This is a genomic window from Pseudomonas sp. MAFF 730105, from assembly GCF_055380705.1.
Genome location: NZ_AP018438.1, coordinates 6564500 through 6587735, shown reverse-complemented (window position 1 = coordinate 6587735; position 23236 = coordinate 6564500). Strand labels below are relative to the sequence as shown.

At 61.2% G+C, this 23236-nt stretch carries 18 protein-coding genes and 2 pseudogenes; 12 read left to right on the top strand and 8 right to left on the bottom strand.

What is annotated here, in order from left to right; genetic code table 11:
* Positions 1-8: 8 nt before the first annotated feature.
* A pseudogene (locus PCOSP_RS29090) lies at positions 9-229 on the top strand (hypothetical protein); the annotation flags it as partial.
* On the opposite strand, the gene ftrA reads toward PCOSP_RS29090, so the two are convergent.
* Positions 150-1187, bottom strand: coding sequence for a transcriptional regulator FtrA (ftrA, locus tag PCOSP_RS29085; RefSeq protein ID WP_175362274.1), 1038 nt, complete (start codon positions 1185-1187; stop codon positions 150-152). The pseudogene PCOSP_RS29090 and the gene ftrA overlap by 80 nt on opposite strands.
* Before the next feature lie 89 nt (positions 1188-1276).
* On the opposite strand from ftrA, the gene PCOSP_RS29080 reads away from it, so the two are divergent.
* A complete protein-coding gene (locus PCOSP_RS29080) occupies positions 1277-2020 on the top strand; it encodes a HalD/BesD family halogenase (protein WP_139641371.1) in 744 nt (247 codons plus the stop codon).
* Positions 2021-2120: 100 nt separating this feature from the next.
* Here the strand turns inward: PCOSP_RS29080 and PCOSP_RS29075 are convergent, their stop codons facing one another.
* Positions 2121-4250, bottom strand: coding sequence for an LTA synthase family protein (locus PCOSP_RS29075; protein WP_464710016.1), 2130 nt, complete (start codon positions 4248-4250; stop codon positions 2121-2123).
* A gap of 394 nt (positions 4251-4644) precedes the next feature.
* On the opposite strand from PCOSP_RS29075, the pseudogene PCOSP_RS29070 reads away from it, so the two are divergent.
* From PCOSP_RS29070 to cfaB, 9 genes and pseudogenes are all read left to right on the top strand, one after another.
* Positions 4645-5546, top strand: a pseudogene (locus tag PCOSP_RS29070) (LysR family transcriptional regulator).
* A gap of 125 nt (positions 5547-5671) precedes the next feature.
* Entirely contained in the window at positions 5672-6298 is a 627-nt protein-coding gene (locus PCOSP_RS29065; RefSeq protein WP_464710015.1) for a glutathione S-transferase family protein, read from the top strand.
* 152 nt (positions 6299-6450) lie between these two features.
* A complete protein-coding gene (locus PCOSP_RS29060) occupies positions 6451-7644 on the top strand; it encodes a DUF3142 domain-containing protein (RefSeq protein ID WP_464710014.1) in 1194 nt (397 codons plus the stop codon).
* The gene (locus PCOSP_RS29055; protein WP_464710013.1) at positions 7631-9793 is read left to right on the top strand and encodes a hypothetical protein; all 2163 of its coding nucleotides are present in this window, start codon (positions 7631-7633) and stop codon (positions 9791-9793) included. The genes PCOSP_RS29060 and PCOSP_RS29055 overlap by 14 nt, the downstream gene beginning before the upstream one ends.
* 205 nt (positions 9794-9998) lie before the next feature.
* Complete coding sequence (gene hflK, locus PCOSP_RS29050) at positions 9999-11969, top strand: protease modulator HflK (RefSeq protein WP_464710011.1); 1971 nt, start codon at positions 9999-10001, stop codon at positions 11967-11969.
* Positions 11966-13015, top strand: a complete 1050-nt coding sequence (gene hflC / locus PCOSP_RS29045; protein ID WP_175385394.1) for a protease modulator HflC — start codon at positions 11966-11968, stop codon at positions 13013-13015. The genes hflK (PCOSP_RS29050) and hflC overlap by 4 nt, the downstream gene beginning before the upstream one ends.
* Entirely contained in the window at positions 13012-14064 is a 1053-nt protein-coding gene (hflK, locus tag PCOSP_RS29040) for a protease modulator HflK (protein WP_139641354.1), read from the top strand. The genes hflC and hflK (PCOSP_RS29040) overlap by 4 nt, the downstream gene beginning before the upstream one ends.
* A complete protein-coding gene (locus tag PCOSP_RS29035; protein WP_464710010.1) occupies positions 14061-15968 on the top strand; it encodes a heavy metal translocating P-type ATPase in 1908 nt (635 codons plus the stop codon). The genes hflK (PCOSP_RS29040) and PCOSP_RS29035 overlap by 4 nt, the downstream gene beginning before the upstream one ends.
* Before the next feature lie 174 nt (positions 15969-16142).
* Complete coding sequence (gene cfaB / locus PCOSP_RS29030) at positions 16143-17330, top strand: C17 cyclopropane fatty acid synthase CfaB (protein ID WP_464710009.1); 1188 nt, start codon at positions 16143-16145, stop codon at positions 17328-17330.
* Here cfaB and cls read toward each other — a convergent pair.
* The gene (gene cls / locus PCOSP_RS29025; RefSeq protein WP_464710008.1) at positions 17327-18766 is read right to left on the bottom strand and encodes a cardiolipin synthase; all 1440 of its coding nucleotides are present in this window, start codon (positions 18764-18766) and stop codon (positions 17327-17329) included. The genes cfaB and cls overlap by 4 nt on opposite strands.
* A gap of 141 nt (positions 18767-18907) precedes the next feature.
* Between cls and PCOSP_RS29020 the strand changes: the two genes are divergently transcribed.
* Positions 18908-19429: a DUF3617 domain-containing protein gene (locus PCOSP_RS29020; RefSeq protein ID WP_139641346.1), complete on the top strand. Its 522-nt coding sequence runs from the start codon at positions 18908-18910 to the stop codon at positions 19427-19429.
* Between the two features lie 24 nt (positions 19430-19453).
* On the opposite strand, the gene PCOSP_RS29015 is transcribed toward PCOSP_RS29020, so the two are convergent.
* The 5 genes from PCOSP_RS29015 to PCOSP_RS28995 all read right to left on the bottom strand — a co-directional run bounded on the left by PCOSP_RS29015 (position 19454) and on the right by PCOSP_RS28995 (position 23236).
* Complete coding sequence (locus tag PCOSP_RS29015; RefSeq protein WP_175362284.1) at positions 19454-20329, bottom strand: metal ABC transporter substrate-binding protein; 876 nt, start codon at positions 20327-20329, stop codon at positions 19454-19456.
* 11 nt (positions 20330-20340) lie between these two features.
* Positions 20341-21207 carry a metal ABC transporter permease gene (locus PCOSP_RS29010; protein ID WP_139641342.1) on the bottom strand — a complete coding sequence of 289 codons (867 nt, stop codon included), beginning with the start codon at positions 21205-21207 and terminating at the stop codon, positions 20341-20343.
* Complete coding sequence (locus PCOSP_RS29005; protein ID WP_139641341.1) at positions 21207-21875, bottom strand: metal ABC transporter ATP-binding protein; 669 nt, start codon at positions 21873-21875, stop codon at positions 21207-21209. The genes PCOSP_RS29010 and PCOSP_RS29005 overlap by 1 nt, the downstream gene beginning before the upstream one ends.
* Positions 21872-22768 (bottom strand): GTP cyclohydrolase FolE2, encoded by an 897-nt coding sequence (folE2, locus tag PCOSP_RS29000; protein ID WP_464710007.1) that lies wholly within the window; start codon positions 22766-22768, stop codon positions 21872-21874. The genes PCOSP_RS29005 and folE2 overlap by 4 nt, the downstream gene beginning before the upstream one ends.
* Positions 22769-22882: 114 nt before the next feature.
* Positions 22883-23236: a glutamine synthetase gene (locus PCOSP_RS28995; RefSeq protein WP_373682428.1), complete on the bottom strand. Its 354-nt coding sequence runs from the start codon at positions 23234-23236 to the stop codon at positions 22883-22885.

Sequence of the window (23236 nt, the reverse complement as noted above, 5' to 3'; positions counted from 1 at the left end):
CGCCGGGCTTCGTCGACGAGTATGACGACGAAGACAAACGACACGCCGGCGGCGGGTTGGAAGAAGGCGAGGAAATCGAAGTGCTGGAGCTGCCACTCGACCAGGCCTTGGGCATGATCGGGTGGGGGAGATCTGTGACGGCAAGACCATCATGCGGTTGCAGTACGCCAAGTGGCATCGGTTGGTGGATGGGGTTCAGCCGCTGCAACCCGGGACACTTGCCGGCTGATCTTCGCGCTACCAAATCTTTCACGGTAGGCCGAGGGCGGCAACCCGACGGCGTTCCTGAACGCCGCCCGGAAACTTTCCACTGAGCGATAACCACAGGCCTGCGCAATGCCGGTCGCGCTCTGATCGGTAGTTTCCAGCAGTTCCCTGGCCCGGTTCAGGCGTTCCTGTTGCAGCCAGGCCCTTGGCGAAAGGCCGGTCGTTTCTATGAAACGACGCAGGAAAGTGCGCTCGCTCATGGCCACGCGAGCGGCCATGTCGGACACGCTCAGGGGTTGGTCCAAGTGTTCGCGGATCCACTGCAGGACCTGGCTCAGTTCGTTGCGCGGCGACTTGCCCACGGGGGCGACGATGAATTGCGATTGACCACCGGTTCGCTGTGGCGCCATGACCAGGCGACGGGCCACCGAGTTGGCGATATGAGTACCAAAATCCCGTGCGATCAGGTGCAGGCAGGCGTCGATGCCGGCGGCACTGCCGGCTGAGGTAATGATCTGCCCCGAATCGACATACAGCACATTCGGGTCCACGTTGATGAGAGGGAAGCGTTCGGCAAGCTCATCGGAAAACTGCCAATGGGTGGTTACCGTTTCACCGTCGAGCAGTCCCGTGGCGGCGAGTACGAACACACCCGAGCAGATCGAAAGCAAGCGGGCGCCTCGGGCATGGGCGTTTATGAGAGCGTTCAGCAACGCTTGCGGAGGTGGGTCGCGATAGCGCCAGCCGGGAATGATGATGGTGTCTGCGGTGTCCAGCTCTTCCAGCCCGGCGTCGACCGAGATCTGGATGCCCCCCAATGCCCGCATGGGGACCGGATCGACAGCAACGATGCGGTGGGCGTACCACGCAACGTCCAACTCTGGACGAGGCAGGCCGAATATCTCCAGCGCAATACCGAATTCGAATACGCAAAGACCCTCGTAAACGAGAATGGCCACTGTTCCTGGGTGGGTGTGCATTTGGCGTAAAACTACCGTTTGTTGTCGTCTGTTGCACTGTAGCGAACAGTTCCGTCGTCCTACAATCGGGCTATGGGATGGAGCAATGAATGAGTAATCGAAAAACAGGTCGGATCCTGGCGGATGTGGAACAGCAACTTTCCAGGCACTTCCGGGATTTCTTGAGCAATGAAATCCGGATGAAGCAGGTTCGTAATTCGTTTCACCGAGAGGGCTATTTCCACTTCAAGGACTTTTCATTTCTACCCGGCGAGATGCCGGAAGCGCTCCAGTCCGAAGTACATGGGTTGCTCGATGAATATTCGGCAGGTCGCGATGCGACCGTCCTGTTTATCCATGATCCCTACCGCAAGATCCATGTGATCCCTCAGGCGGAAATCGCCGAGGGCGGGGTCGTGATCCCGGCGCTTTACCACTCCGGGTCGCTACGCCATTTCCTCGGCAGCATCGCAGGCGAAGACTTGGCGTCCTGCCTGGACCGCGGACAGTACCTGATCAGTCGGCTGAATCATCCAGACGATACCCATGGTTGGCATTGGGGCGATTACCCCTACACCCTGGTCTGGATCATCGAGGCGCCTGAAGACCCGGAGGGGGGCGACGTGCTGCAATGCGTGCCCCACAGCAACGGGAACAAGGATGACCTGAACGCATGGGAATACCGCCTGGACAACCCCGGCAAGGCCTGCCACCACCTCAAGGGTGACGTGTATTTCCTCAAGTCCGGTACCACGCTGCATCATCTGGTGCCGATTCAACGAAACGCCACGCGCATTATCCTCAGTACCAGTTGGCAGGTGGCTCCGGCCGGTGAAGCGATGCCCTGTGGATAAGTATTGAAGCGCAGCGATCAATCCCGGCGTTACAGCGCCGTGAGTGGTCAGGACAGGCCCGAACAAACGCGCAGCCGTCCAGCGGCTGCGCGCTTTTTGTTCAACTGGACTGGGCCTGGCTGTCCTCCCGCATATCGTCCAGGTATTCCGGCTGGTCCGTCTGGCCCGGCAGCTCGGTCACGACGCTGAAGTCGCTGATCTCGATAGCACCCTCCCCGTGGCCCAGCAAATGGAAGGAAAAGGCTTTGCGGGTCTGCGGGTTATCGAAACGGATGTTCATCACCAGCGGTTGTTCGGACGTCACCGCTACATCGGTTGGCAGTTCCATCGGCACATCCTGCTCGAACTCCTTGGCCTTGAGGGAAATATAGGCCGTATGGTCCGTCTCGATGGCGCGGATGCTCAGGCTGACGCGGGTCTGCGAACCCTGGGGCATTTCCAGGTATTGGGCGCCGATCAGGTTGTCGGTCCAGTCGTTGGAAACCTGGGCGGGAAGTGGAATTTTCTCGGTGCTGCCGAATTGATAATGCTGGTTCAGAGGCGTGCGTAGCAGGGTCTGGTTGAGGGCCGTTGCCCGTGCGCTGATCAGCCTGGCCCGCTGGTCGCTGTAGTGCCCGCCGTAGGTCGCCCGGTCGGCGATGAAACCTTCGCTGGCGTAGTAGCGGCAACGCTGCAGGAAATCGCATTCGGTGAACGTGCCCTTGCCGTCGTGGTAGCGCAGCATGCCATTGGTGAACGACATGATTTCCCGTCCCGTTGTGTAGTCCCTGAACATCGAACGACCGGACAGCGACGCAGGCACCGGGAAACCGAAGTAGTCGAGGATCGAGGCGGTGAGGTCGACGTGCCCATAGGTGCCTGGCTTGATGCGCGGCAAGGGTTCCGGCGCCAGCGTCAGGTTGAATCCCCAGGATGACGCCAAGCGTACATCGTCGATGCCATGGGACTCGTCCGAGGTGATCACCACCAAGGTGTCTTTCAGGATGCCCTGGCGTTCCAGGCCGATGAGGAAGTTATCCAGCGCATCGTCCAGGTAACCCACGGCGGCCTGTTTGGCGGTTTCATAGCGCTGCAGGTAGTCATCCGGTGCGGAGTAGGGCTGATGCGTGCCCACGGTCAGCAGGGTGAGCATCCAGGGTTTGTTCGTTTGTTGCAGGTGTCCGACGTAGTCCAGCGCGCCTTCGAAGAAGGTCTTGTCGTCCTTGCCCCAGGGAAACTCCAGGTAAGCGGGTTGGGTGAACCATTCCATACCCAGGGTCGTATCGAAGCCGATGTGGGGCATGATCCGGTCCTTGGCCATGAACCGCAGGCCCGCACCCTGGAGGAAATGCGTGGCAAAGCCATGCTGGCGCAACTGGGCCGGCAGGCAGTCCTGGTTGCGCTGGGTCTGGTTGAGCATTTCGACGCCCTTGGGCGTGCCATCGTCGAGCTTGTCGTAGTCGCCACACAACATCGAGTACAGGCCGCGGATGGTCTGGTGGCTGTGCAGGACATAATCGGGCGTGTTCATGCCTCGCTCGGCCCAGGCACTGAGGCGCGGCATGGGGCTATCCTGATAACCGGCTTTCAGGGCCTGGCGGTTGGTTTCTATATAGGCACCCGGTATGCCTTCCAGGGCGATGACCAGCACGTTGCGCGCCTGGCCTGGCGCGGTCAGCAGTTTCTCTCCATCAAGGTCCAGCCGGGTAAGGCCTTCCATCGGCGGAATCTGGGCATCCGTATCGCCTTCAAGCCAGTGCTGGATCCGGTCCTGCCCGGTTGCGACCGCCGCCGTGGCGAGTTGATGGGGTAGATTGAACACGTTCCACTGGTCCGCCCCGGTGGGGCGCCAGGATTGTACGGTGCCGTGGACCAGCAGGAGCAGCGCCGGCAATGCCCAGGCGTGGCGTGGCAAGGGCAGTGCGCGGTGTGAGCGGCCTGGCCATTGCACCATCAGCCAGAGCGCCAGCGCTGTCAGTTGCAGCGTGGCCAACCAGGGATGGGCGAAGCCGCCGCTGCTGGAGTTTTCGACGAATTGCGGATCGGTCAGGTAGTGCAGGTCCGAGGGGTTGGGCATGCGTCCGACGGCGCTGATCAACTCGATGTTGGCCAACGTCAGCGCGGTCCAGGCCAGCAACACAGGCAAGGCCAGCCAGAGGGGGCGGCGGTAAAGCAGCGCTAGCAGCAAGCCGCCAACGCCCAGGTCGGACAGGTAGCCCAACGGATCGGACCAACCCAGTGCGATACGCATTGCGAGGGGAACGATCAGGACCAGGCTGCCCAAAGTGATCAAAGGGGCGAAGGGGGAAAAGAGTCCGCGTAAAAAAACGTTCACGAAAACAGGCCTTGTACGGAGTCTGGAACCAGGCACACAGCCTTGTGGGAGCGAGCCTGCTCGCGATAGCTACGGGTCATTCATATGGATGGCGACTGATTCACCGCTATCGCGAGCAGGCTCGCTCCCACAGGATTCTGTGCTGTTTATTAGTCATCAAAGGGTAATGATGGGCGCGATGGTAGCAAGCTTGTTCATCAGTAGCCGGGTCGTGACGCTACGGTTCGTTTGCTCAGGCCCTACAATGGCCGTGCGGCGCTGCTTTGCGGCGTTTGGAAAACTTGTATCAGGATTTCTCATCGGGGGATGGATGGACAGGTTTCAGGAAATGCAGGTGTTTATTGCTGTTGCCCAGGAGTCGGGTTTTTCGGCGGCATCGCGGCGCTTGGGTCTGTCGGCAGCCAGTGTCACCCGTGCGGTGGCAGCGTTGGAGCAACGCATCGGCACGCCGTTGCTGGTTCGCACCACCCGCAACGTGTACCTGAGCGAAGCCGGCCAGCGCTTTCTGGAGGACAGTCGCCGGATCCTGGGCGATCTACAGGAAGCCGAGGATTCGGCGGCCGGCAGCCATGCCCAGCCCAGGGGGCAACTGACGATCACCGCACCGGTGCTGTTCGGTCAGTTGTTCGTCACGCCCCTGCTGGTGGAATACCTGCAGCAGTATCCGGAAGTCAGTATCAATGCCTTGCTGCTGGACCGCAACGTCAACATGGTCGAGGAAGGAATGGACATTGCCGTGCGCATCGGCGAGCTGCCCGACAGCAATCAGCACGCCGTCCGCGTCGGTGAAGTGCGGCGGGTCGTCTGCGGCTCTCCCACGTTTTTCGCTCAGTACGGTCGACCCCAGCATCCGCAAGCGCTTGAGCGACTGCCGGTAGTGGCCTCTTCGGCCATTGGCCAGGTCAGAAGCTGGACCTTCCTCGATGCCGGGCAACCGCTGGCGGTCCGGCCAGTGCCTCGGTTGGTGGTCACCGCCAATCAGGCTGCCATTACGGCAGCCTGCCAGGGTCTGGGAATGACCCGTGTGCTGTCTTATCAAGTGGCGGGGGAGATCGCCAGCGGGGAGCTGGAAATCGTCCTGGCCGATTTTGAACTGCCGCCCCTGCCGATTCATGTGCTGTACCAGGGGGGCGCAATGCACCGGCTCGGGTTCGCAGTTTTGTCGATTTCACGGTCAGCGCCCTGCGTAGACACCCGGCCTTGAGAAACTGATGCATTGTTTCGCTGAAGGAAATAATGGATTGCGTTTACGGGTGATTCTCTAGCTTTTAATTGAGGGGGAAGATGACGCCATCGATGCCGTTCTGCTGACGGCGTCATTTCCAGCGGAGTCGACCATGAACCCTATCAAGCTCTATCACTTCCCGCTTTCCGGACATGCCCACCGTGTGCAATTGATGCTTTCGCTGCTCGAGTTGCCAGTCGAGGTCATCTTCATCGATCTGGCCAAGGGGGCGCATAAACAGGCGGACTTCCTGGCCCTCAACCCATTTGGTCAGGTACCAGTGATCGACGATGACGGCGTGGTACTGGCCGACTCCAACGCCATCCTGGTGTACCTGGCGCAGAAATATGGCAAGGGCCGCTGGCTTCCGAGCGACTCGGTGGGTGCCGCTCAGGTGCAGCGCTGGTTATCGACGGCAGCTGGCGCAATCCATACGGGGCCAGCCACCGCGCGGCTGATCACGGTGTTCGGTGCGCCTTATAACGCCGAGGAGGTGATCGCCCGGTCCCACGGTCTGTTGAAAGTCGTCGATCAACATTTGAGCAGCAACACCTGGCTGGCGGGTGATGCGCCTACCATCGCCGATGTCGCCGGCTACACCTACATCGCCCATGCGCCGGAGGGCAACGTGTCGCTGGACGACTACGTCCATGTCCGCGAGTGGCTGGCGCGGATCGAGGCCCTGCCCGGGTTCGTGGGCATGCCGCGTACGGCTGTCGGTTTGCAGAAACACGTCTGAGCGTAGTCTGTCGCACGTGGGAAGGGCCGTTGGGCATACGGCGGCCCTGCCCTCGTGGTGACACATGAAAACTTCGGCGCAATGGTGTGGCCCTATGCCCGTTCGGTGCAAGACACGGTAATCTGCCGGGTTTTAGCGGGTGATGAAGGTTCATGACTTTTCTTTTCCGGACATCGCTGGCACTCGTCGCGCTGCTTTTGCAGGGCTGCGAGCAACCCCCCGCCGCGCCCCTCGATCAACAACTCTATATCTGGCAACGCCAGTGGACGCCGGCCCACGCATCGGCGCTGCGCCAGAGCCATCAGGACTTCTCAAGCTTGCGGGTGTTGGCCTTGCAGGCGTTTCCCCGTGCGGGCTGGAGCCGTGCGCGGATCGATCCGGCCTTGCTCAAGGCCGATGGCCGACCGCTGATTGCGGTGATCCGCCTGGACGGTCAGCTCGGAACGCTGGATCGGGACGAGGTCATTGCGCAGATCCAGCAAGTGCTGAGTGACTGGCAAGCCCAGGGTCTGACACCGGTGGGCGTGGAGATCGACCATGACGCCGGTAACGCGCGGTTGCCGGCCTATGGGACATTCCTGAGCCAGTTGCGCCAGACCTTGCCGTCTACTTTGCGGTTGAGTATCACGGCCTTGCCGGCCTGGCTCGACAGCCCCGCGCTGCCCGGGTTGTTGGAGGCCGTGGACAGCAGCGTGCTACAGGTCCATGCGGTGAGCGACCCGCGGCAGGGGTTGTTCGATCCGAAACAGGCCCGGCACTGGGCCGAGCGCTGGAGCAAGGTCACCCGGCGGCCGTTCTACCTGGCCCTGCCGGCTTATGGCGTGGCGCTGTTGACCCAAGAGAGCGGCGCGCCAGTGGTTGAAAGCGAAGTACCCATCGACAGAGGAGGCGAGCGGCTGGAGCTGCTGGCAGACCCGCAACAGGTGGCTGGCCTGGCCGCGGATCTGCGTGCCGAACCGCCGAAACACCTGGCTGGCTTGATCTGGTTTCGCTTGCCGCTGGCGGGTGACCGCCGTGTCTGGAGCCTGACCACCCTCGGCGCGGTGGCTCGAGGAGACAAACTGGACAGCCACCTGGCCCTGGCGGTGGAGGAAAAAGACGGTTTGTACGATATCCGGTTGGCCAATCGGGGCAATCTCGACAGCCCCTGGCCCCAACGCGTGACACTTGCCGTTGGTGCATGTGATGGGGTCGATGCCTTGGCGGGTTATACGTTGCAACAAACCCCCGGACTGCTTACCTTCACCCGCATTCAGGAAGGTCGCCTCGCTGCCGGTGCCCAACGGGCCATGGGTTGGGCGCGCTGTACAAAAATTGAACAAGGAGCTTTCAATGTCTACCCGTAAATGGCCTCGTCGTTTGCTCTGCCCGGTGTTTTGTATGAGCCTCGGCTTGCCGTTGGGCCAGGCGTTGGCCTGTGGTCCGGAGTTCCCGATGCGCTTGCTGGACAACCGCGCCCAATCCTTGGCCGAATTACCCGAAGGCAGCTTTCGCTTCGAGATCAAGCGTCTTGGCCATGCCATCGCGGGACTCAAGCCGGCCAGTGAGGCGACGCGCAATCCGGATTACAACTACGACGACATGTCTGCCTACGTGGCACAGCGCAGCGAGGCTGAACGGATTGGCCTGACCCCACCGCAGCAAGCGTTGGTGGAGCGGTTGCGGGCGTTGACCGACGTCGACGAGGTCGCGGCGCAAGCGGCGAACCTGCCGGCCGAGCTACGGTTGTACGCCATCGGCGCGGCCGCCTTTGGTGCCGGTGAAAACCAGAGGGCTGCCCAGGCGTTCCAGGAGTTGCTGGCATTGCCAGCGGACCAGCGCCCGTTGCGCAGTACCTGGGCGGCCTATTCCCTGGGGCGGGCTTTGTTTGCCGTGAGTACCGAGGCGGGCAATGAAGATCCGGCGGCGTCGCGGGATCAGGCCCGTGCGGCGTTTCGCCAGGTCCGAGACTTGAGCGTTGCCGGCTTCAGTGATCCGCTGGAGCTGGCTATCGCCAGTCTCGGCGAAGAAGCCAGGGTAGCCTATACCGCAGACGACTGGGACAGTGCTATCAAGCTGTATGCGACCCAGTCGCTGCACGGTTCCGAGGTCGGTTACAGCTCGTTGTTGTATCTGGCGGCGGACCTGAATGGCCAGCCGGATGATCGCCTGAGGGAGTTGCTCAAGAGCGAAGCCGTGCAGCGGTTGGTGACGAGCTACTTGCTCAGCCGCGTCAGTTGGTGGGATGGGGAGGAGCCATCCGGTGATAAAAGGCTGGTCAAGCTGCTGCAAGCCAGCAGTCACGGCAATCTGGATGATGCCGATCGGCTGGCGGCGGTGAGCTACCAGCACGGCGATTACGCCAGCGCCAAAGCCTTTGTGGAAAAAGCCGGCGACAGCGGATTGGCCTGGTGGCTGCGGGCCAAACTGGCGGTGCGTGACGGTGACAAGACGGCTGCGGCTGCGGCCTATTCCAAGGCGGCCCAGGCGTTTCCAAAGGACGAATCCTGGGGCAATCGGCGCACGCCGGATTGGGATTACGAAACGGTGCAGCCCAAGTGCCGGGTCGAAGGCGAGAGCGCGATCCTGGCCCTGCAACGGGGTGATTACCTGCAAGCGTTCGATCAGCTTTACCGTGGCCAGGGCAACTACTGGTACGACGCCGCTGCAGTCGCCGAGCGGGTACTGACCGCAGAGGAATTGAAACAGTACGTCGACGCCCAGGTCCCGGCGCCACCGCCATTGAGCCAGCAGGATCGCGACAACTACGTGCAACTGCCGGTCGCCGCCCAGTTGCGCAACCTGCTGGGCCGTCGCTTGTTGCGGGAAGGGCGGTATGACGAGGCACCGGCTTACTTCGATAACCCCGATCTGCAGAACAAGGCCCGGGCCTACGGGCAACTGCGCCAGGAGGCAGAGTCCAAATGGTGGCCGACCCGGCGCGCCGAGGCGTATTTCTATGCGTCCAGGATGGCGCGCGATTGGGGCATGGAGATGCTCGGTTACGAGATGGCGCCGGACTATGCCGTCATGGGAGGCGGCTACAGCCTGGAGCCGGTTGAGCTGAAGGTCGGACCGTTGGTGGCCGAAGGGGAGGTGCAACGCCAGCAGGCCAGCGCCGCGCAACCGAACGAGCGCTATCACTACCGTTTTGTCGCCACCGCCCTGGCAAGCAAGGCGGCGGACAATGTGCCCCATACCAGCCAGGCATTTGCGGCGGTGTTGTGCAGAGCCGTGGCGTACAACTCGAGTCTCGAGGAACAAAGCGCGTTGTATCAGCGCTACGTGAAAGAAGGTCCTTATGTGACGTGGGCTGGGGATTTCGGTCATCAGTGCCAGGAGCCGGATTTCCGTGCGGCTGACAAACGCTACGTGACCCAAGCCCTCGATCCGATTCGTTCCGAGTTGCGTCCCTACAAGCGTTGGTTGCAGATCGGCGGCGTGCTGTTTGTGGTCGCAAGCGCGCTGGGCCTGATCAGTCGACGTCGTCGCAAGGCGCAGAGTTCGGCTGGCTGACTTCGATCCATTTGAAAACCTCGTGGCGAGGGGATAAATCCCCGCGCCACAAAGGCCCTGTTCATCTCACCGGTTTTGCCATCCAACATGAAGAATTAAAAACAGAAATTTCACAGCTATGGTTATAAGGTAACGCCTTATAACGAAGCGGTGGTGAAGTCTGTCCACACGCCCGGTTTTTGATCGCCACAAGTGCTGGGGTGGTATGCAAGTCGATCTTGATGTCGAGGGGACACAGGTGGCCGAGTGGCCACGCTTTCAGCAGGCACAATCCCAGGGGCGGCGTCTGAAGCGGATCGCTTTTGCCCTGGCCTTCCTGGCGGGTCTGGGGTTGGTGACGGGGTTCTTTGTCGGGCTGTTTTCGCCGCAATCACTGTGGCCGGCCTTGTTGGCGAGTCAAAGTGCCGCGTTGCTGGTGTTGGTGGCCGGTCTGCAATCCGCCTGGTGGGTGACGCAGTGGCGCAACAGGGCATTGCTACCGGAGTTATCGACGGCGCAGATCCCAGCCGTCGAGCGTGAACCGATTGATCAATCCGGCTGGTATGAGCGACTGCTGGAGCGCATCAGCGCGCGGTGGATCGGCCTGCTGAAACAGATCGGCGCGCCGACGTTGTGGTTGGCCGGTTGGGCAGGGGTGGTGCTGTTGAGCCTGGAACAAGCCTGGAATCTGGCGTTGCCGGCGACCACGCTTGGTGCGTCGGCCAGTGTCGGGGCAGCGCTTTCATTATTGCTGGCGTTCGGCTTGTTGGTATTTGAACGGCAACTGGCGCAGCAACCCACCCTTGAATGGCCGGAAGCGCTGCCGTTGGCGCAGCTGACCCGCCTGGCGATTATCGTGCTGGTGCTCGGCGCACTGTGTCTGTTGTTCGCCGGCGAATCGTCCGTCTGGCCGGTGCGCCTGGCGGTGCTGATGGGGGTGTTGCCGGGGCTGGCGGCGGCGGAGCTGTTGCTGCGGGCTGTGCTGTCATTGTTCAGCCCACGCCGGGATTCCCTGGAACCCACCTTGCTGGGTCGCAGCGTCATCGCCGACCTGCTGCGCTGGCCGCCGCAGCCGTTGCTGGCCCTGCAGCACGAATTGCACAATCGTTTTGGCATCGACCTGCGTCAGATCTGGGCGTTCAGCTACATGCGCCGCGCTTTTTTGCCGGTGCTGGCGCTGGTGTCGCTGGTGGGTTGGCTGCTCACGGGCGTGCATGAAGTACCGCTGCAAGGGCGCGGTATCTACGAGCGTTTTGGTAAGCCGGTGGAAGTGTTCGGTCCTGGCCTGCAGTTAGGCTTGCCCTGGCCGTTGGGTCGGGTGCTTAACGTCGAAAACGGCATCGTCCATGAACTGGCCACCAGCGTGGGCGAAAGCGGGGCGAGCACCGAGACCGAGTCGGCGGAAGGTCCAGCACCGGCGATTGCCAATCGCTTGTGGGACGCCAGCCATGTGAACGATAAATCCCAGGTGATTGCCAGCCGTCGTGCCGATCAGCAGAGCTTCCAGATCGTCAACATGGATGTGCGTTTTGTCTATCGCATTGGTCTCACCGATGCGGCGGCGCTGGCCGCCACCTACAACAGCGCCGACATCCCCACACTGATTCGCAGCACCGCCAGCCGCGTCTTGGTGCATGAGTTTGCCTCGCGCACGCTGGATGGTTTGCTGGGAGCAGATCGGGTCAGCCTGGCCGATGAAATCGGTCGGGCTGTACAAGCCGATTTGCAGAGGCTCGACAGTGGCGTGGAAATCCTCGCCACTGTCGTCGAAGCGATCCACCCACCAGCGGGTGCGGCTAATGCCTACCATGGCGTGCAAGCGGCGCAGATCGGCGCCCAGGCTTTGATTGCCCGGGAGCGCGGCGCTGCGGCGGAGCAGACCAACCAGGCACAACTGCAAGCCAGTATTGCCCACGACCAGGCCCAGGCCACTGCCCGGGAAATCAACGCGACCGCCCAGGCTTCCGACTTGCGCTTCACTGCTGAACGCAAGGCCTACGCCACGGCCGGCCACGCCTTTGTGCTGGAGCAGTACCTCAGCCAACTGAGCCGGGGCCTTGGCAGTGCCAAGTTGCTGATTCTCGATCACCGTCTAGGCGGCAGCGGCAACGCGCCGACCATCGACCTGCGCACTTTCACGCTTCCGGCAGATCCCGCATCGCCGCGTAACCTTGTCCAGCCAGGAGCTGCCCATTGAGCCAGTCTTCTTCCCACGATCATCACGATCATCACGATCACACCGGTCATGATCACGGCCATGCCGGTCATCATCATGGACATCACCATCATCATCACGGGGATCCGCAGGAGGCCGGGCCATTTCCCTGGCGGCGCATGGGGTGGGCGGCGCTGCTGGTAGCGTTTGCCGTTGCGGCCGCGAGCCTGGTCCAGGTGCGTTCGGGGGAGGCGACCGTGATCACCCGTTTCGGCAATCCGGCACGGGTGCTGCTGCAACCTGGCCTGGGGTGGCGCTGGCCGGCGCCGTTCGAGGCGGCGATTCCGGTGGACTTGCGGCTGCGCACCACGTCCAGCGGGCTGCAGGATGTCGGTACCCGTGACGGCTTGCGCATCATCGTTCAAGCCTACGTGGCGTGGCAGGTTCAGGGTGATCCAGATAACGTCCAACGCTTCATGCGTGCTGTACAGAACCAACCGGACGAAGCCGCCCGGCAGATTCGCACGTTCGTGGGCTCGGCCCTGGAAACCACGGCTGCCAGTTTTGACCTGGCGAATCTGGTGAACACCGACGCCAGCCAGGTACGCATCGGCGATTTTGAAGCGCAGTTGCGCCAGCAGATCGAACAGCAGTTGCTCGCCACCTATGGCGTGCGAGTACTGCAAGTGGGCATTGAGCGTCTGACGTTGCCTTCGGTGACGTTGACCGCGACGGTGGATCGCATGCGTGCCGAGCGGGAAACCATCGCCACTGAACGCACCGCCATCGGTAAACGCGAAGCCGCGCAAATTCGCTCCGCCGCCGAACGCGATGCGCGGATCGTGCAGGCTGACGCCACAGTGAAAGCCGCCGATATCGAGGCCCAGTCCCGAGTAGAAGCCGCTGAAATCTATGGCAGGGCCTATGCCGGTTCGCCTCAGCTTTACAACCTGCTGCGTTCGCTGGACACCTTGGGCACCATTGTCAGCCCCGGTACCAAACTGATCCTGCGCACGGATGCGGCGCCGTTCAGGGTGCTGGTGGACGGTCCGCCGTCTGTGGAACTTAAAGGTGGAACACAACCATGAGTGTGGTTCCACGTGGAACAAATGAGTTATCCAGCCCCTGGATTCAGGCTGGACGCGTGGCATTCCTGGCGCTTTACGCTGTCACGATCCTGGCTGCGTTGGCCTGGGTCTTTTCCAATGTTCGGCAGATCGACCCTCAAAACCGAGCCGTGGTACTGCACTTTGGCGCGCTGGATCGCATTCAGAATGCCGGGCTCCTATTGGCATGGCCGCGTCCTGTGGAACAAGTGATCCTGCTTCCGGCAGCGGATCGGGTCTTGGAGCGCCGCGTGGAAAACCTGCTGCGCTCGGATGCGGCCTTGCAGGCTGATCGTGTCGCCAGTTTTGCCTCGCCGGTCAGCGATGCCCTGGCCGGCTCTGGCTATTTACTAACCGGTGACGCCGGGGTGGTGCAGCTGGATGTGCGGGTGTTCTACAAAGTCACCGAACCTTATGCGTTCGTCTTGCAGGGTGAGCACGTCCTGCCAGCGCTGGATCGCCTGGTCACCCGTAGCGCGGTGACCCTCGCAGCGGCTCGGGACTTGGACACGATTCTGGTCGCCCGTCCTGAACTGATCGGCAGTGACAACCAGGCCGCCGAACGCCGCGAACGCCTGCGCGGTGATCTTGTGCAAGGCATCAACCGACGGCTGGCCGATCTTGCCGCTACGGGGCAGGGGCTGGGGATCGAAGTGGTACGGGTCGATGTTCAGTCGAGTTTGCCGGGCCCTGCGGTAAGCGCGTTCAATGCGGTGCTGACGGCCAGTCAGCAGGCCGACAAAGCCGTTGCCAATGCCCGCACCGAAGCCGAGAAACTGACCCAGACCGCTCGCCAGGATTCCGACCGCGTCCTGCAGGTGGCTCACGCCCAGGCCAGCGAACGGCTCGCCAAGGCCTCGGCCGACACCGCTACGGTGCTCAGCCTGGCGAAGACCAAAGACGCTGATCCGCAACTGCTGCTACGCCTGTATCGCGAGCGCATGCCCGGCATTCTCCGCCAGGCCGGGTCAGTGACCACGGTCGACCCGAAAGACGATTCCCGCCTGATCATTCAGGGAGCTGAGCAATGAGCGCGCAAACTGCCGCCGTTCCGATGTTGTCTTCCGCTGAGCAGCGCACGGCCGCTCGCCAGTTGACCCTGGCGATGCTTGCCCTCGGTCTGCTTGCGCTAGGTCTGGTGTGGCGCGGCTGGTCGCCGGAGCAGACCGGGGTCAGCCAGTTGCTGTTGGGTGTCGCTTCGCTGTTGGTCGCGGTGCCGGTGATGCGTTCGGCGTGGTATAGCCTGCGTTATCCGAGTCTGCATGGCATCACCGATCAGTTGATCGCCTTGGCGATGCTGGGGGCTTGGGCCACGGGGGATTTGCTGACGGCTGCGCTGCTGCCGATCATCATGATTTTCGGCCATGTGTTGGAAGAGCGCAGCGTCATCGGTTCCCAGGAAGCCATCCACGCCTTGGGTCAACTGACGCGCAGCCTGGGACGCAAGGTGTTGGCCGACGGCTCGATCATTGAAGTCGACAACGCCACGCTACGGCCCGGCGATACGGTCGAGGTGCGTGCCGGTGATCGCGTACCGGCTGACGGACGAGTGTTGTCCGGCCAGGCCAGCCTCGACACTGCGCCTATTACCGGTGAATCCGTGCCGCTGGAAGCGGTGATGGGCACCGAGGTGTTCGGTGGGGCGATCAATCTCGATGGATTGCTGCGTCTGGAAGTGACCCGCACCGGGCACGAGTCGACGCTGGGCAAGGTTATCGCCCTGATGCAAAACGCCGAACGCTCCAAGCCGCCCATCACCCGGTTGCTGGAGCGTTATGCTGGCAGCTACCTGGTGTTGGTGCTGTTGCTGGCGGCGGTGACCTGGTTCATTACCAACGATGCCCAGGCGATGCTGGCTGTGTTAGTGGCGGCCTGTCCTTGTGCCCTGGTGTTGTCGGCGCCGGCGACCGCTATTGCAGGGATTGCAGTGGCGGCACGCCATGGCATCCTGATCCGCAGCTCGGCTTTTCTCGAAGAGCTTGCGGACCTGACGTCACTGGTTGTCGATAAGACCGGAACCCTGACCTACGGCACCTTGCGCCTGCAATCCATCGAAAGTGCAGAGAGCGATCAGCCGTCCCTGTTGCCATTGGCCGCCAGCCTTGGTTCCGCCAGCAGCCATCCGGTCAGCCGGGCGTTGGCTGGGCTGGTGGAGCAGGAAAAATATCTGCCATTGACGGACATTCACGAGCGTCAGGGCCTGGGTGTAGTGGCGATGACCAGCCAGGGCGAAGCGGCTCTTGGTCGACCTGAGTTGTTTGCTCAGCTGGGCATCGAAACGTCAACGGTACCTGATCATGACGGCCCGATTGCCGGGCTGGCCCTGGATGGACAGTTCCTTGCCTGGCTGTTGCTGGCCGATAGCGTCAAGCCGGAAGCGCAGGTCGCCATGGCTGAGCTGCGGACGCTGGGCCTGGGACGGCAACTGTTGCTGACGGGTGATCGGCGGAGCGTGGCCACTACGCTTGCCCGCGAAGTGGGAATCGCCGATGTGCAGGCCCAGGCCTTGCCGGAGGACAAACTCAAGCGAGTCATGACAGAAATCGACAACGGCTTTCGCCCCATGGTCGTCGGCGACGGCATCAATGATTCGCTGGCGCTCAAGGCCGGGGTGGTGGGTGTCGCCATGGGGGCGGGTGGAGCGGACATTGCCCTGGCGTCTGCGGACATCGTCCTGATCGGCAGCGACCTGAGGCGGCTCGGTACCTGCGTGCGGCTCAGCCGCCAATGCCGGCATACGCTTCAGGTCAACGTGATCATTGGCCTGGGCTGGACGCTGGCGATTGTCGCCTTTGCTGCCTTCGGCTGGCTTGGCGCGGCGGGGGCAATGATCGCGGCGCTGCTACATAACCTGAGCACGTTGCTGGTATTGGGAAATGCCGGAAGGCTGCTACGCTTTCAGGAACCGTTGCTGAAGGTCCAGGACGAGGGGTAGAACTTGTCCGTGGAACTTGCAGTCCATGGTGGGAGAGGGTCCAAACAGTTGGCAGTACCGGCTCAAGGAGCGAATTCGGGCGACGATAGAAAAAGGCTATAAATTCGATAGCCTGCTATTTTTCTACGATGGTCTACCCTCATTTCAGACGTCTGAAACAAGGGGGGTTATTTCATGCTCGCGCAACTTCCACCGGCCTTACAGAATCTCCAACTGTCGCTTCGGCTGCGGCTCTGGGACGGCCACGAATTCACGCTGGGTGCCGATCCCAGCGTCACGATCGTGGTCAAGGACCCACAGATGGTCGCGCAACTGACCCATCCCAGCCTGGACGCGCTAGGGGCGGCGTTTGTCGAAGGCAAGCTTGAGCTCGAAGGCTCGATCAGCGAAGTGATCCGGGTCTGCGATGAATGGAGCCAGGCGCTGCTGGACGAAGAGGACGACAGCCTGCCGGTACGTTCAGTCCACGACAAGGAAACCGACGCCAAGGCGATTTCCTATCACTACGACCTTTCCAACGCGTTTTATCAGCTGTGGCTCGACAGCGACATGGCCTATTCCTGCGCCTATTTCGAAACGGGCAGCGAAACCATCGAGCAGGCCCAACAAGCCAAGTTCCGTCACCTGTGCCGCAAACTGCGCCTGCAGCCCGGTGAATACCTGCTGGATGTCGGTTGCGGATGGGGTGGGTTGGCGCGTTATGCAGCACGGGAATTCGGGGTCAGGGTCTTCGGTATCACCTTGAGCAAAGCGCAACTGGCCCTGGCCCGGGAGCGGGTCAAAGCGGAGGGCCTGGAGGGCCAGGTGGAATTGCAGTTGCTGGATTACCGGGACCTTCCGCAGGACGGTCGCTTCGACAAGGTCGTCAGCGTTGGCATGTTCGAGCATGTGGGGCACGCCAATCTGGAGCAGTACTGCAAGACGCTGTTTGGTGCGGTCCGCGAGGGTGGGCTGGTAATGAACCATGGCATCACAGCCAAACATACTGATGGCCGTCCGGTCGGACGCGGCGCGGGGGACTTCATCGAGAAGTACGTTTTCCCCAATGGGGAGCTGCCGCACCTGTCGATGATTTCAGCCCAGATCAGTGAGGCCGGGTTGGAAATTGTCGATGTGGAGAGCTTGCGCTTGCACTACGCGCGCACCTTGGATCACTGGAGTGAGCGGCTCGAAGACAATCTGGAGGCCGCGTCGAAAGAGGTGCCGCAGCAGACGCTGCGAATCTGGCGCTTGTACCTGGCCGGATGCGCCTATGCATTCGCCAAGGGGTGGATCAATCTGCATCAGATCCTGGCGGTGAAGGCTTATGCCGATGGCAGCCATGACTTGCCTTGGACCCGAGACGATATCTACACCCCTTAAAGGATCGGCGAAATAAGTCGGGCGACCCGCATGCCGACTTTCTGTAGGCGGTGGGTTTCCCGGCTTTCCTCTTTGGCGACTTCGTGGGCTTGAGCGAGGTCTTTTTCGAGCATCTGCTCGACCTCGGTGGCGAACGGAATATCCACCGTCAGCAGCATCACTTCGAAATTCAACCGGAACGAACGATTGTCCAGGTTAGCGCTGCCGATGGCGCTGATTTCCCGGTCGATCAGTACCACTTTCTGATGCAGGAAACCTGGCTTGTAGCGGAAGACGCGCACACCGGCGCGGACCGCTTCGAATGCGTACAGGCTGGAGGCGGCGTAGACGATCTTATGGTCCGGTCGTGAAGGCAGGAGGATGCGCACGTCCACCCCGCGCAGCACCGCCAGGCGCAATGCGGCGAATACCGACTCATCAGGAATGAAGTAGGGCGTAGTGATCCAGACCCGTTCGCTGGCGGCATGGATGGCTTCGACGAAAAAAAGCGAGCAGGTTTCCTGGGCATCCGCCGGCCCGCTGGCCAGCAACTGGCAGAGCACGCCGTCATCGGGGTAAGTGTCCGGCAGGATCAAGGGGGGCAATGAACGGGCAGCCCAGAACCAGTCTTCAGCAAATGACTCCTGCATGCTCGCCACCACGGGGCCGCGTACTTCGACATGGGTGTCGCGCCACGGCGACAATGGTGGCATCTCCCCCATGTATTCGTCCCCCACGTTGTGCCCGCCGACGAACCCCAGCACACCGTCCACCGTGACGATCTTGCGGTGGTTGCGAAAGTTGACCTGGAAACGATTGAGCCAGCCGCTGCGGGTGGCGAACGCCTTGACGTGGACACCCCCATCGCGCAATGCCTGGACATAGCGGTGGGGCAGGGAATGGCTGCCGATCCGGTCATACAATAGATACACCGCTACACCTTCGGCGGCTTTCTTTAAAAGCAGCGTCTGCAGGCGTTGGCCAAGTCGGTCGTCATGGATGATGAAGAACTGGATCAGCACCGCTTCACGGGCGCTTTCGATGGCCCGGAAAATGGCCTCGAACGTGGCGTGACCGTTGACGAGCAAACGCACTTCGTTGTTTGCCAGGCAGGGTGTGCGACCCAGTTTGGGCATGGCGCGTAGCGAGTCGTAGGCCTGGGAGGCACGGGCGGTCAGGGCCTCTTCGACCCATGGGCGCCAATTCAGCTCGGACACGGCCTTGCGCATTTCTTCGTTGGCTTGCCGGCGTGCCTTGATGTAACCATCAAAGGTGCTGCGACCGAACACCAGATAAGGAATCAACGTCAGGTAGGGGATGAACACCAGTGACAGGGCCCAGGCGATCGAGCCTTGGGCGGTGCGCACCGTAAGCACGGCATGCACCGCGGCGATGGAACCCAGGGTATGAAGCAACGCAATCAGGTAACCGAAAACATGCGGTCCGAAATAATCCATGGGGCAGCCTTGCTCCTGAAGTTTCAATGCCTAACAGACCATGTTCCATGACGAATGTCGCTAATTAATTCACCGCCGCCGAGCTTGAACCGAAGCCCGTAGGCGGCGTCTAACGGCCACTTGTCCTCTGGAGTTCTTGCAATGAATGTTCGTCTGCTGGGTTTGGCCTTGGCGGTTGGCTTGTCAGTTCCTGTGGCGGCTCAGGCACAGATGCTTCAGCCAGGTTTGTGGGAACTGACTTCAAGCAACATGAAAGTCGATAACCAGAACCTGCCAGACCTGCAACTTATTCTCGGCCAGTTGCAGAACCAGATCACCCCGGAGCAGCGGGCGATGCTGGAAAAGCAGGGCATTACCATGGGTGGGAAGGGGATTCGGGTATGCCTGACGCCGGCCCAAGTCCAAACCAATGACATCCCGCTGCAAGATCCGCAGTCGGGATGCAAACAGCAGATCACCGAGCGCACCGGCAATCAGTGGAAGTTTCGCTTCAGTTGCCCGAAAGCCCAGGGTAACGGCATCGCCACCTTTCAGAGCGATCGGGAATTTACCACCAAGGTCAATGGCACCTTCAATGCCACCGGTATCCAGCAGAATGGCAGCCTCGATACCCGCGCCGTGTGGTTGGGGCAGGATTGCGGAACGGTCAAGCCGAGGGCTTGACCGCTGTGCAGGTGAAACTGACGGTTACGGCTTGGACAGCGCGTCGTACAGCGTGTTGAGGTTGTATTCGAACAGGCCGGTGAAGGTACTGGCCGGTCCGCTGGCGGCGAGGGCGTCGGAGTACAGCGTACCGCCAATGTGCGCGCCGCTTTCATCAGCGATCTGCTTCAGCAGGCGGGTGTCCTTGATGTTTTCCATGAACACCGCTTTGACGTGTGCCTGACGAATCTGGGTGATCAGCGCTGCGACTTCGGCGGCTGACGGCTCGCGTTCGGTGGACAGTCCCTGGGGTGCCATGAAGTCGATGCCATAGGCCTGACCCAGATAACCGAATGCGTCGTGAGACGTCACGATCTTCCTGTTGCCAGGCGGCAGGGAACCGAGCTTGGCTTTGGCATCGGCAAGCAGCGCATAAATCTTCTTCAGGTACGCCTGGCTGTTGCGCTCATAGTCGGCTTTGTTGGCTGGGTCGGCGACTTCCAGTGCCTTGGTGATATTGCGCACATACAGCTCGGCATTCGCCAGGTTGTGCCAGGCGTGTGGGTCCGGAACGGTCTCACCGTCTTCATCCAATGAGCGCGGAATCACGCCTCGGCTGGCACTGATAACCGGCGCGCCGGTTTCGGTGCTGGTGACCAGGCGATCCAGCCACGGCTCGAAGCCCAGTCCATTCTTGATGATCAATTTTGCACCGAGCAGCGCCTTGGCATCGTCCGGCGTCGGTTCGTACGTGTGCGCATCGGCGTCTGGTCCGACCATGTTGGTGATCTGGATATGCTCGCCACCGACCTGTCGGGTCATGTCGGCGAGAATGCTGAAGCTGGTGACCACCTGAAGTTTCTCGGCAGCGGACAAGGACATCGACAGCATCAGACTGAACAGCACGAGCAGAACGCGCATCGGGAAACACCTCATGGGGATGTGAGCAGGGGCGGGCGGCGCAGCAGACCGTGTACCGGACCGACTATCACGGACAGTAGATAAAACATCCCCGCAACCAGCACGATGGCCGGACCGCTGGGCAGCGAGAAATAGAAGGACAACAACAGGCCAAACCAGACCGAGAGGCAACCGAGCAGCGCAGCGATGGCCATCAGGGGCGGTAAGCGACGACTCCAGAACCGCGAGGCGGCGGCCGGCAACATCATCAAGCCGACCACCATGAGGGCGCCAATGGCCTGAAAGCCGATCACCAGGTTCAGCACCACCAAGGTCAGGAATACACCATGGGCCAACGGGCCTAGACGGCTGACGGTTTGTAGGAACAGCGGATCCAGCGTGTCGAGTAATAAAGGGCGGTAGATCAGCGCCATGGCAATCAGGCTCGCCGCCGACACCCAAAGCATGCCGGTCAGAGTCGGGCCGTCCACCGCCAAGGCTGATCCGAATAACAGGTGCAGCAGGTCCAGGCGTTTACCGGCCACGCCGAGGATCAGCACGCCAGCCGCCAGTGAGATGGGATAGATTGCCGCGAGACTCGCATCTTCCCGCAGACCCGTTCGACGGGTGACCCACGCCGCAAGCCCGGCCATGCCCAGGCCCGCGCCGAGGCCGCCCAAGGTCAAGGCGGGCAGGCTCAGTCCCGCGAACCAGAAGCCCAGCGCGGCGCCGGGCAGGATGCCGTGGGCCACGGCGTCGCCGATCAGGCTCATGCGTCGCAGGATCAGAAACACCCCCAACGGCGCTGTGCTGCAGGCCAGTACCAGGCCGCCAAGCAACGCTCGGCGCATGAAAACGAATTCCTGGAAGGGCTGCCAGAGATGGGTGGCCGCGAGCATCAAGCCACCTTTATATGAGGTTGTTGGGTAATCACTTCGACGCTGCGACCCAACGTGCAGCCTGTGGCGCTGACCAACAAAGTGTGGGGAATATGCTGGCGTACAGCGGCAAGGTCATGACACACAACCACCAAGGTGCGGCCCTCGGCATGCCAGGTGTGAATGTGTTTCCACAACAACGCCTGACCCTCTTCATCGAGCGCCGCATGGGGTTCATCAAGTAAGAGCAACGGCGCTTCAGCCAGACTCAAGCGAGCGAGTAAAGCGCGTTGTAACTCGCCTCCAGACAACGCCATGAGTGGGCGATTCTCCAGGCCGGTCAACGCCCAGTTCTCCAGCGCCGTTCCGAGTCGCTGGCTTCGCTGGGCCGGTGTGTGTCGACTACCCCAAGCTCCTGCGGCTATCAGCTCTTGCAGGCTGATGGGAAATTGTCGATCCAGGTGTTGCTGCTGCGGCAGGAACGAGACGCCTCCCCGACGTGGAACCGTCAGGGTGAGTTTTCCGGAGAGGGGCTTTTGCAACCCCGCGAGGACTTTCAGCAGGCTGCTTTTGCCCGAACCGTTGGCACCGATGATCGCCGTCAGGCTGCCTGCGGGGCGCTCAACATACAGCTCGGGTGTGAGCGGACGCCCCGGTGGGCCCCAACGCAAGGCTTGGCAACTGATCATGCTGCCTCCCGTGTCCAGCGGCTTTGCGCCACGGCGTCATGGGCATGCAGGCTTTCCGCGTGAACGACGCGCACATTGAGTGCCATGACGTCGGGTGACTGCCTCAAGGCCTGACTCAATCGTCGAGCGGCATCCTCGCAGAACATCAGGTTCTGACCATTGGCGAGGGCGAATGCTTGTTCGTCGGCGCGTTTGACTGCGGTTTGTACCGCGGTGCCCAAGGCGGCTTCGGCCTGATTGATGATCCGTAGCAGCGGCAAGTGGCTGCTACCCGTGCTCAAGCGAATGTTCAGGGAGGCGATGCTGCGTTGGCTGTGTGGCGTAGCAACGATCCCTTGTGAGGAACCCAGCCAGGCCAGAACCTCAGCATGCTCCAAAGATTTATTCGCGAAATCATCCACGAACTGCTGTTGGATCAGCTGCCTGGCAAGTGCCGCCGAGCATGGACAGGTGGATGAGTAGGGTATTTGAATGCTCAGTTCCACGTGGAACACATCATGTTTCAGGTGCGCTTCGATACTCACCGGGTAGCGCTTCCAGCCTGATAACGGACTGACCAGGGCAGGGCGTTTTAGCAGCAATTCGGTGTGAAGGGTCAGGGAGGCGGCTTGTGAAAGGCCTTCATGACTGTCCAGGAAATGCAGTAAGACACGTTGCAACAGCGGGGGAGAAAGCGTCGAGTTTTCGAGCATCTCCAATGCCAGGTACAGACGGGACATATGGATACCGCGAGCGTCCACATCGTCGAGGCTGACGCCAAGGTCGGCTATAGCACTCAGTTGTTGTCCCTCGATCAACACAGGCAAGGCGACGCCACACATGCCCACCCAATCGAGAGGCAAGGCTTGGCGCGAAGCTTGGGCAGCGATGTCCGGAAGTGCAAACGCATTCATGATCAAGATCCGTCATGGGGTCAAAGCTTATGTTATAGTGTAACAATAAATTCAACCAGATCTTTTTCATGAACAGAGTTTCATGCGGTTCTTATGATCGTTCCACGTGAAACATCAGCGTGAATCCTCGCAGCCGTTTATGCGTCCGCAGATGAATTTACCGGCTGCACCGCCTGAACTGGAAAAGCGATTCAGGGTGGTCCAGCCCACGCGTCGACTGTAACCAACCCAAGCTTCACCGTCGGAGGCCAAGCCCGTGAAGAACGTCAATTGACCGTAACGGCTGGTCGTTTGCGCCCAATGTCGGCTGCCCTTCACCTCAAAACCGCGCAAATAAACCGTGTTCCCTGCCGTCATGACGCTATAGGCATTGCCTTGCTCATCGGAACAAGCCAGCAAGTTCGCGCTGCGTGTGCAGTTTGCCAGTAACGAGGTTCGGGCAGACGCCTCCAGAGCGCCTGACAGCAT

Coding starts and splice junctions, on each gene's coding strand:
- ftrA (WP_175362274.1), bottom strand. CDS start 1,187: ATGCACACCCACCCAGGAACAGTGGCCATTCTCGTTTACGAGGGTCTT.
- PCOSP_RS29080 (WP_139641371.1), top strand. CDS start 1,277: ATGAGTAATCGAAAAACAGGTCGGATCCTGGCGGATGTGGAACAGCAA.
- PCOSP_RS29075 (WP_464710016.1), bottom strand. CDS start 4,250: ATGCGTATCGCACTGGGTTGGTCCGATCCGTTGGGCTACCTGTCCGAC.
- PCOSP_RS29065 (WP_464710015.1), top strand. CDS start 5,672: ATGAACCCTATCAAGCTCTATCACTTCCCGCTTTCCGGACATGCCCAC.
- PCOSP_RS29060 (WP_464710014.1), top strand. CDS start 6,451: ATGACTTTTCTTTTCCGGACATCGCTGGCACTCGTCGCGCTGCTTTTG.
- PCOSP_RS29055 (WP_464710013.1), top strand. CDS start 7,631: ATGTCTACCCGTAAATGGCCTCGTCGTTTGCTCTGCCCGGTGTTTTGT.
- hflK (WP_464710011.1), top strand. CDS start 9,999: ATGCAAGTCGATCTTGATGTCGAGGGGACACAGGTGGCCGAGTGGCCA.
- hflK (WP_139641354.1), top strand. CDS start 13,012: ATGAGTGTGGTTCCACGTGGAACAAATGAGTTATCCAGCCCCTGGATT.
- PCOSP_RS29035 (WP_464710010.1), top strand. CDS start 14,061: ATGAGCGCGCAAACTGCCGCCGTTCCGATGTTGTCTTCCGCTGAGCAG.
- cfaB (WP_464710009.1), top strand. CDS start 16,143: ATGCTCGCGCAACTTCCACCGGCCTTACAGAATCTCCAACTGTCGCTT.
- cls (WP_464710008.1), bottom strand. CDS start 18,766: ATGGATTATTTCGGACCGCATGTTTTCGGTTACCTGATTGCGTTGCTT.
- PCOSP_RS29020 (WP_139641346.1), top strand. CDS start 18,908: ATGAATGTTCGTCTGCTGGGTTTGGCCTTGGCGGTTGGCTTGTCAGTT.
- PCOSP_RS29015 (WP_175362284.1), bottom strand. CDS start 20,329: ATGCGCGTTCTGCTCGTGCTGTTCAGTCTGATGCTGTCGATGTCCTTG.
- PCOSP_RS29010 (WP_139641342.1), bottom strand. CDS start 21,207: ATGCTCGCGGCCACCCATCTCTGGCAGCCCTTCCAGGAATTCGTTTTC.
- PCOSP_RS29005 (WP_139641341.1), bottom strand. CDS start 21,875: ATGATCAGTTGCCAAGCCTTGCGTTGGGGCCCACCGGGGCGTCCGCTC.
- folE2 (WP_464710007.1), bottom strand. CDS start 22,768: ATGAATGCGTTTGCACTTCCGGACATCGCTGCCCAAGCTTCGCGCCAA.
- PCOSP_RS28995 (WP_373682428.1), bottom strand. CDS start 23,236: ATGCTGTCAGGCGCTCTGGAGGCGTCTGCCCGAACCTCGTTACTGGCA.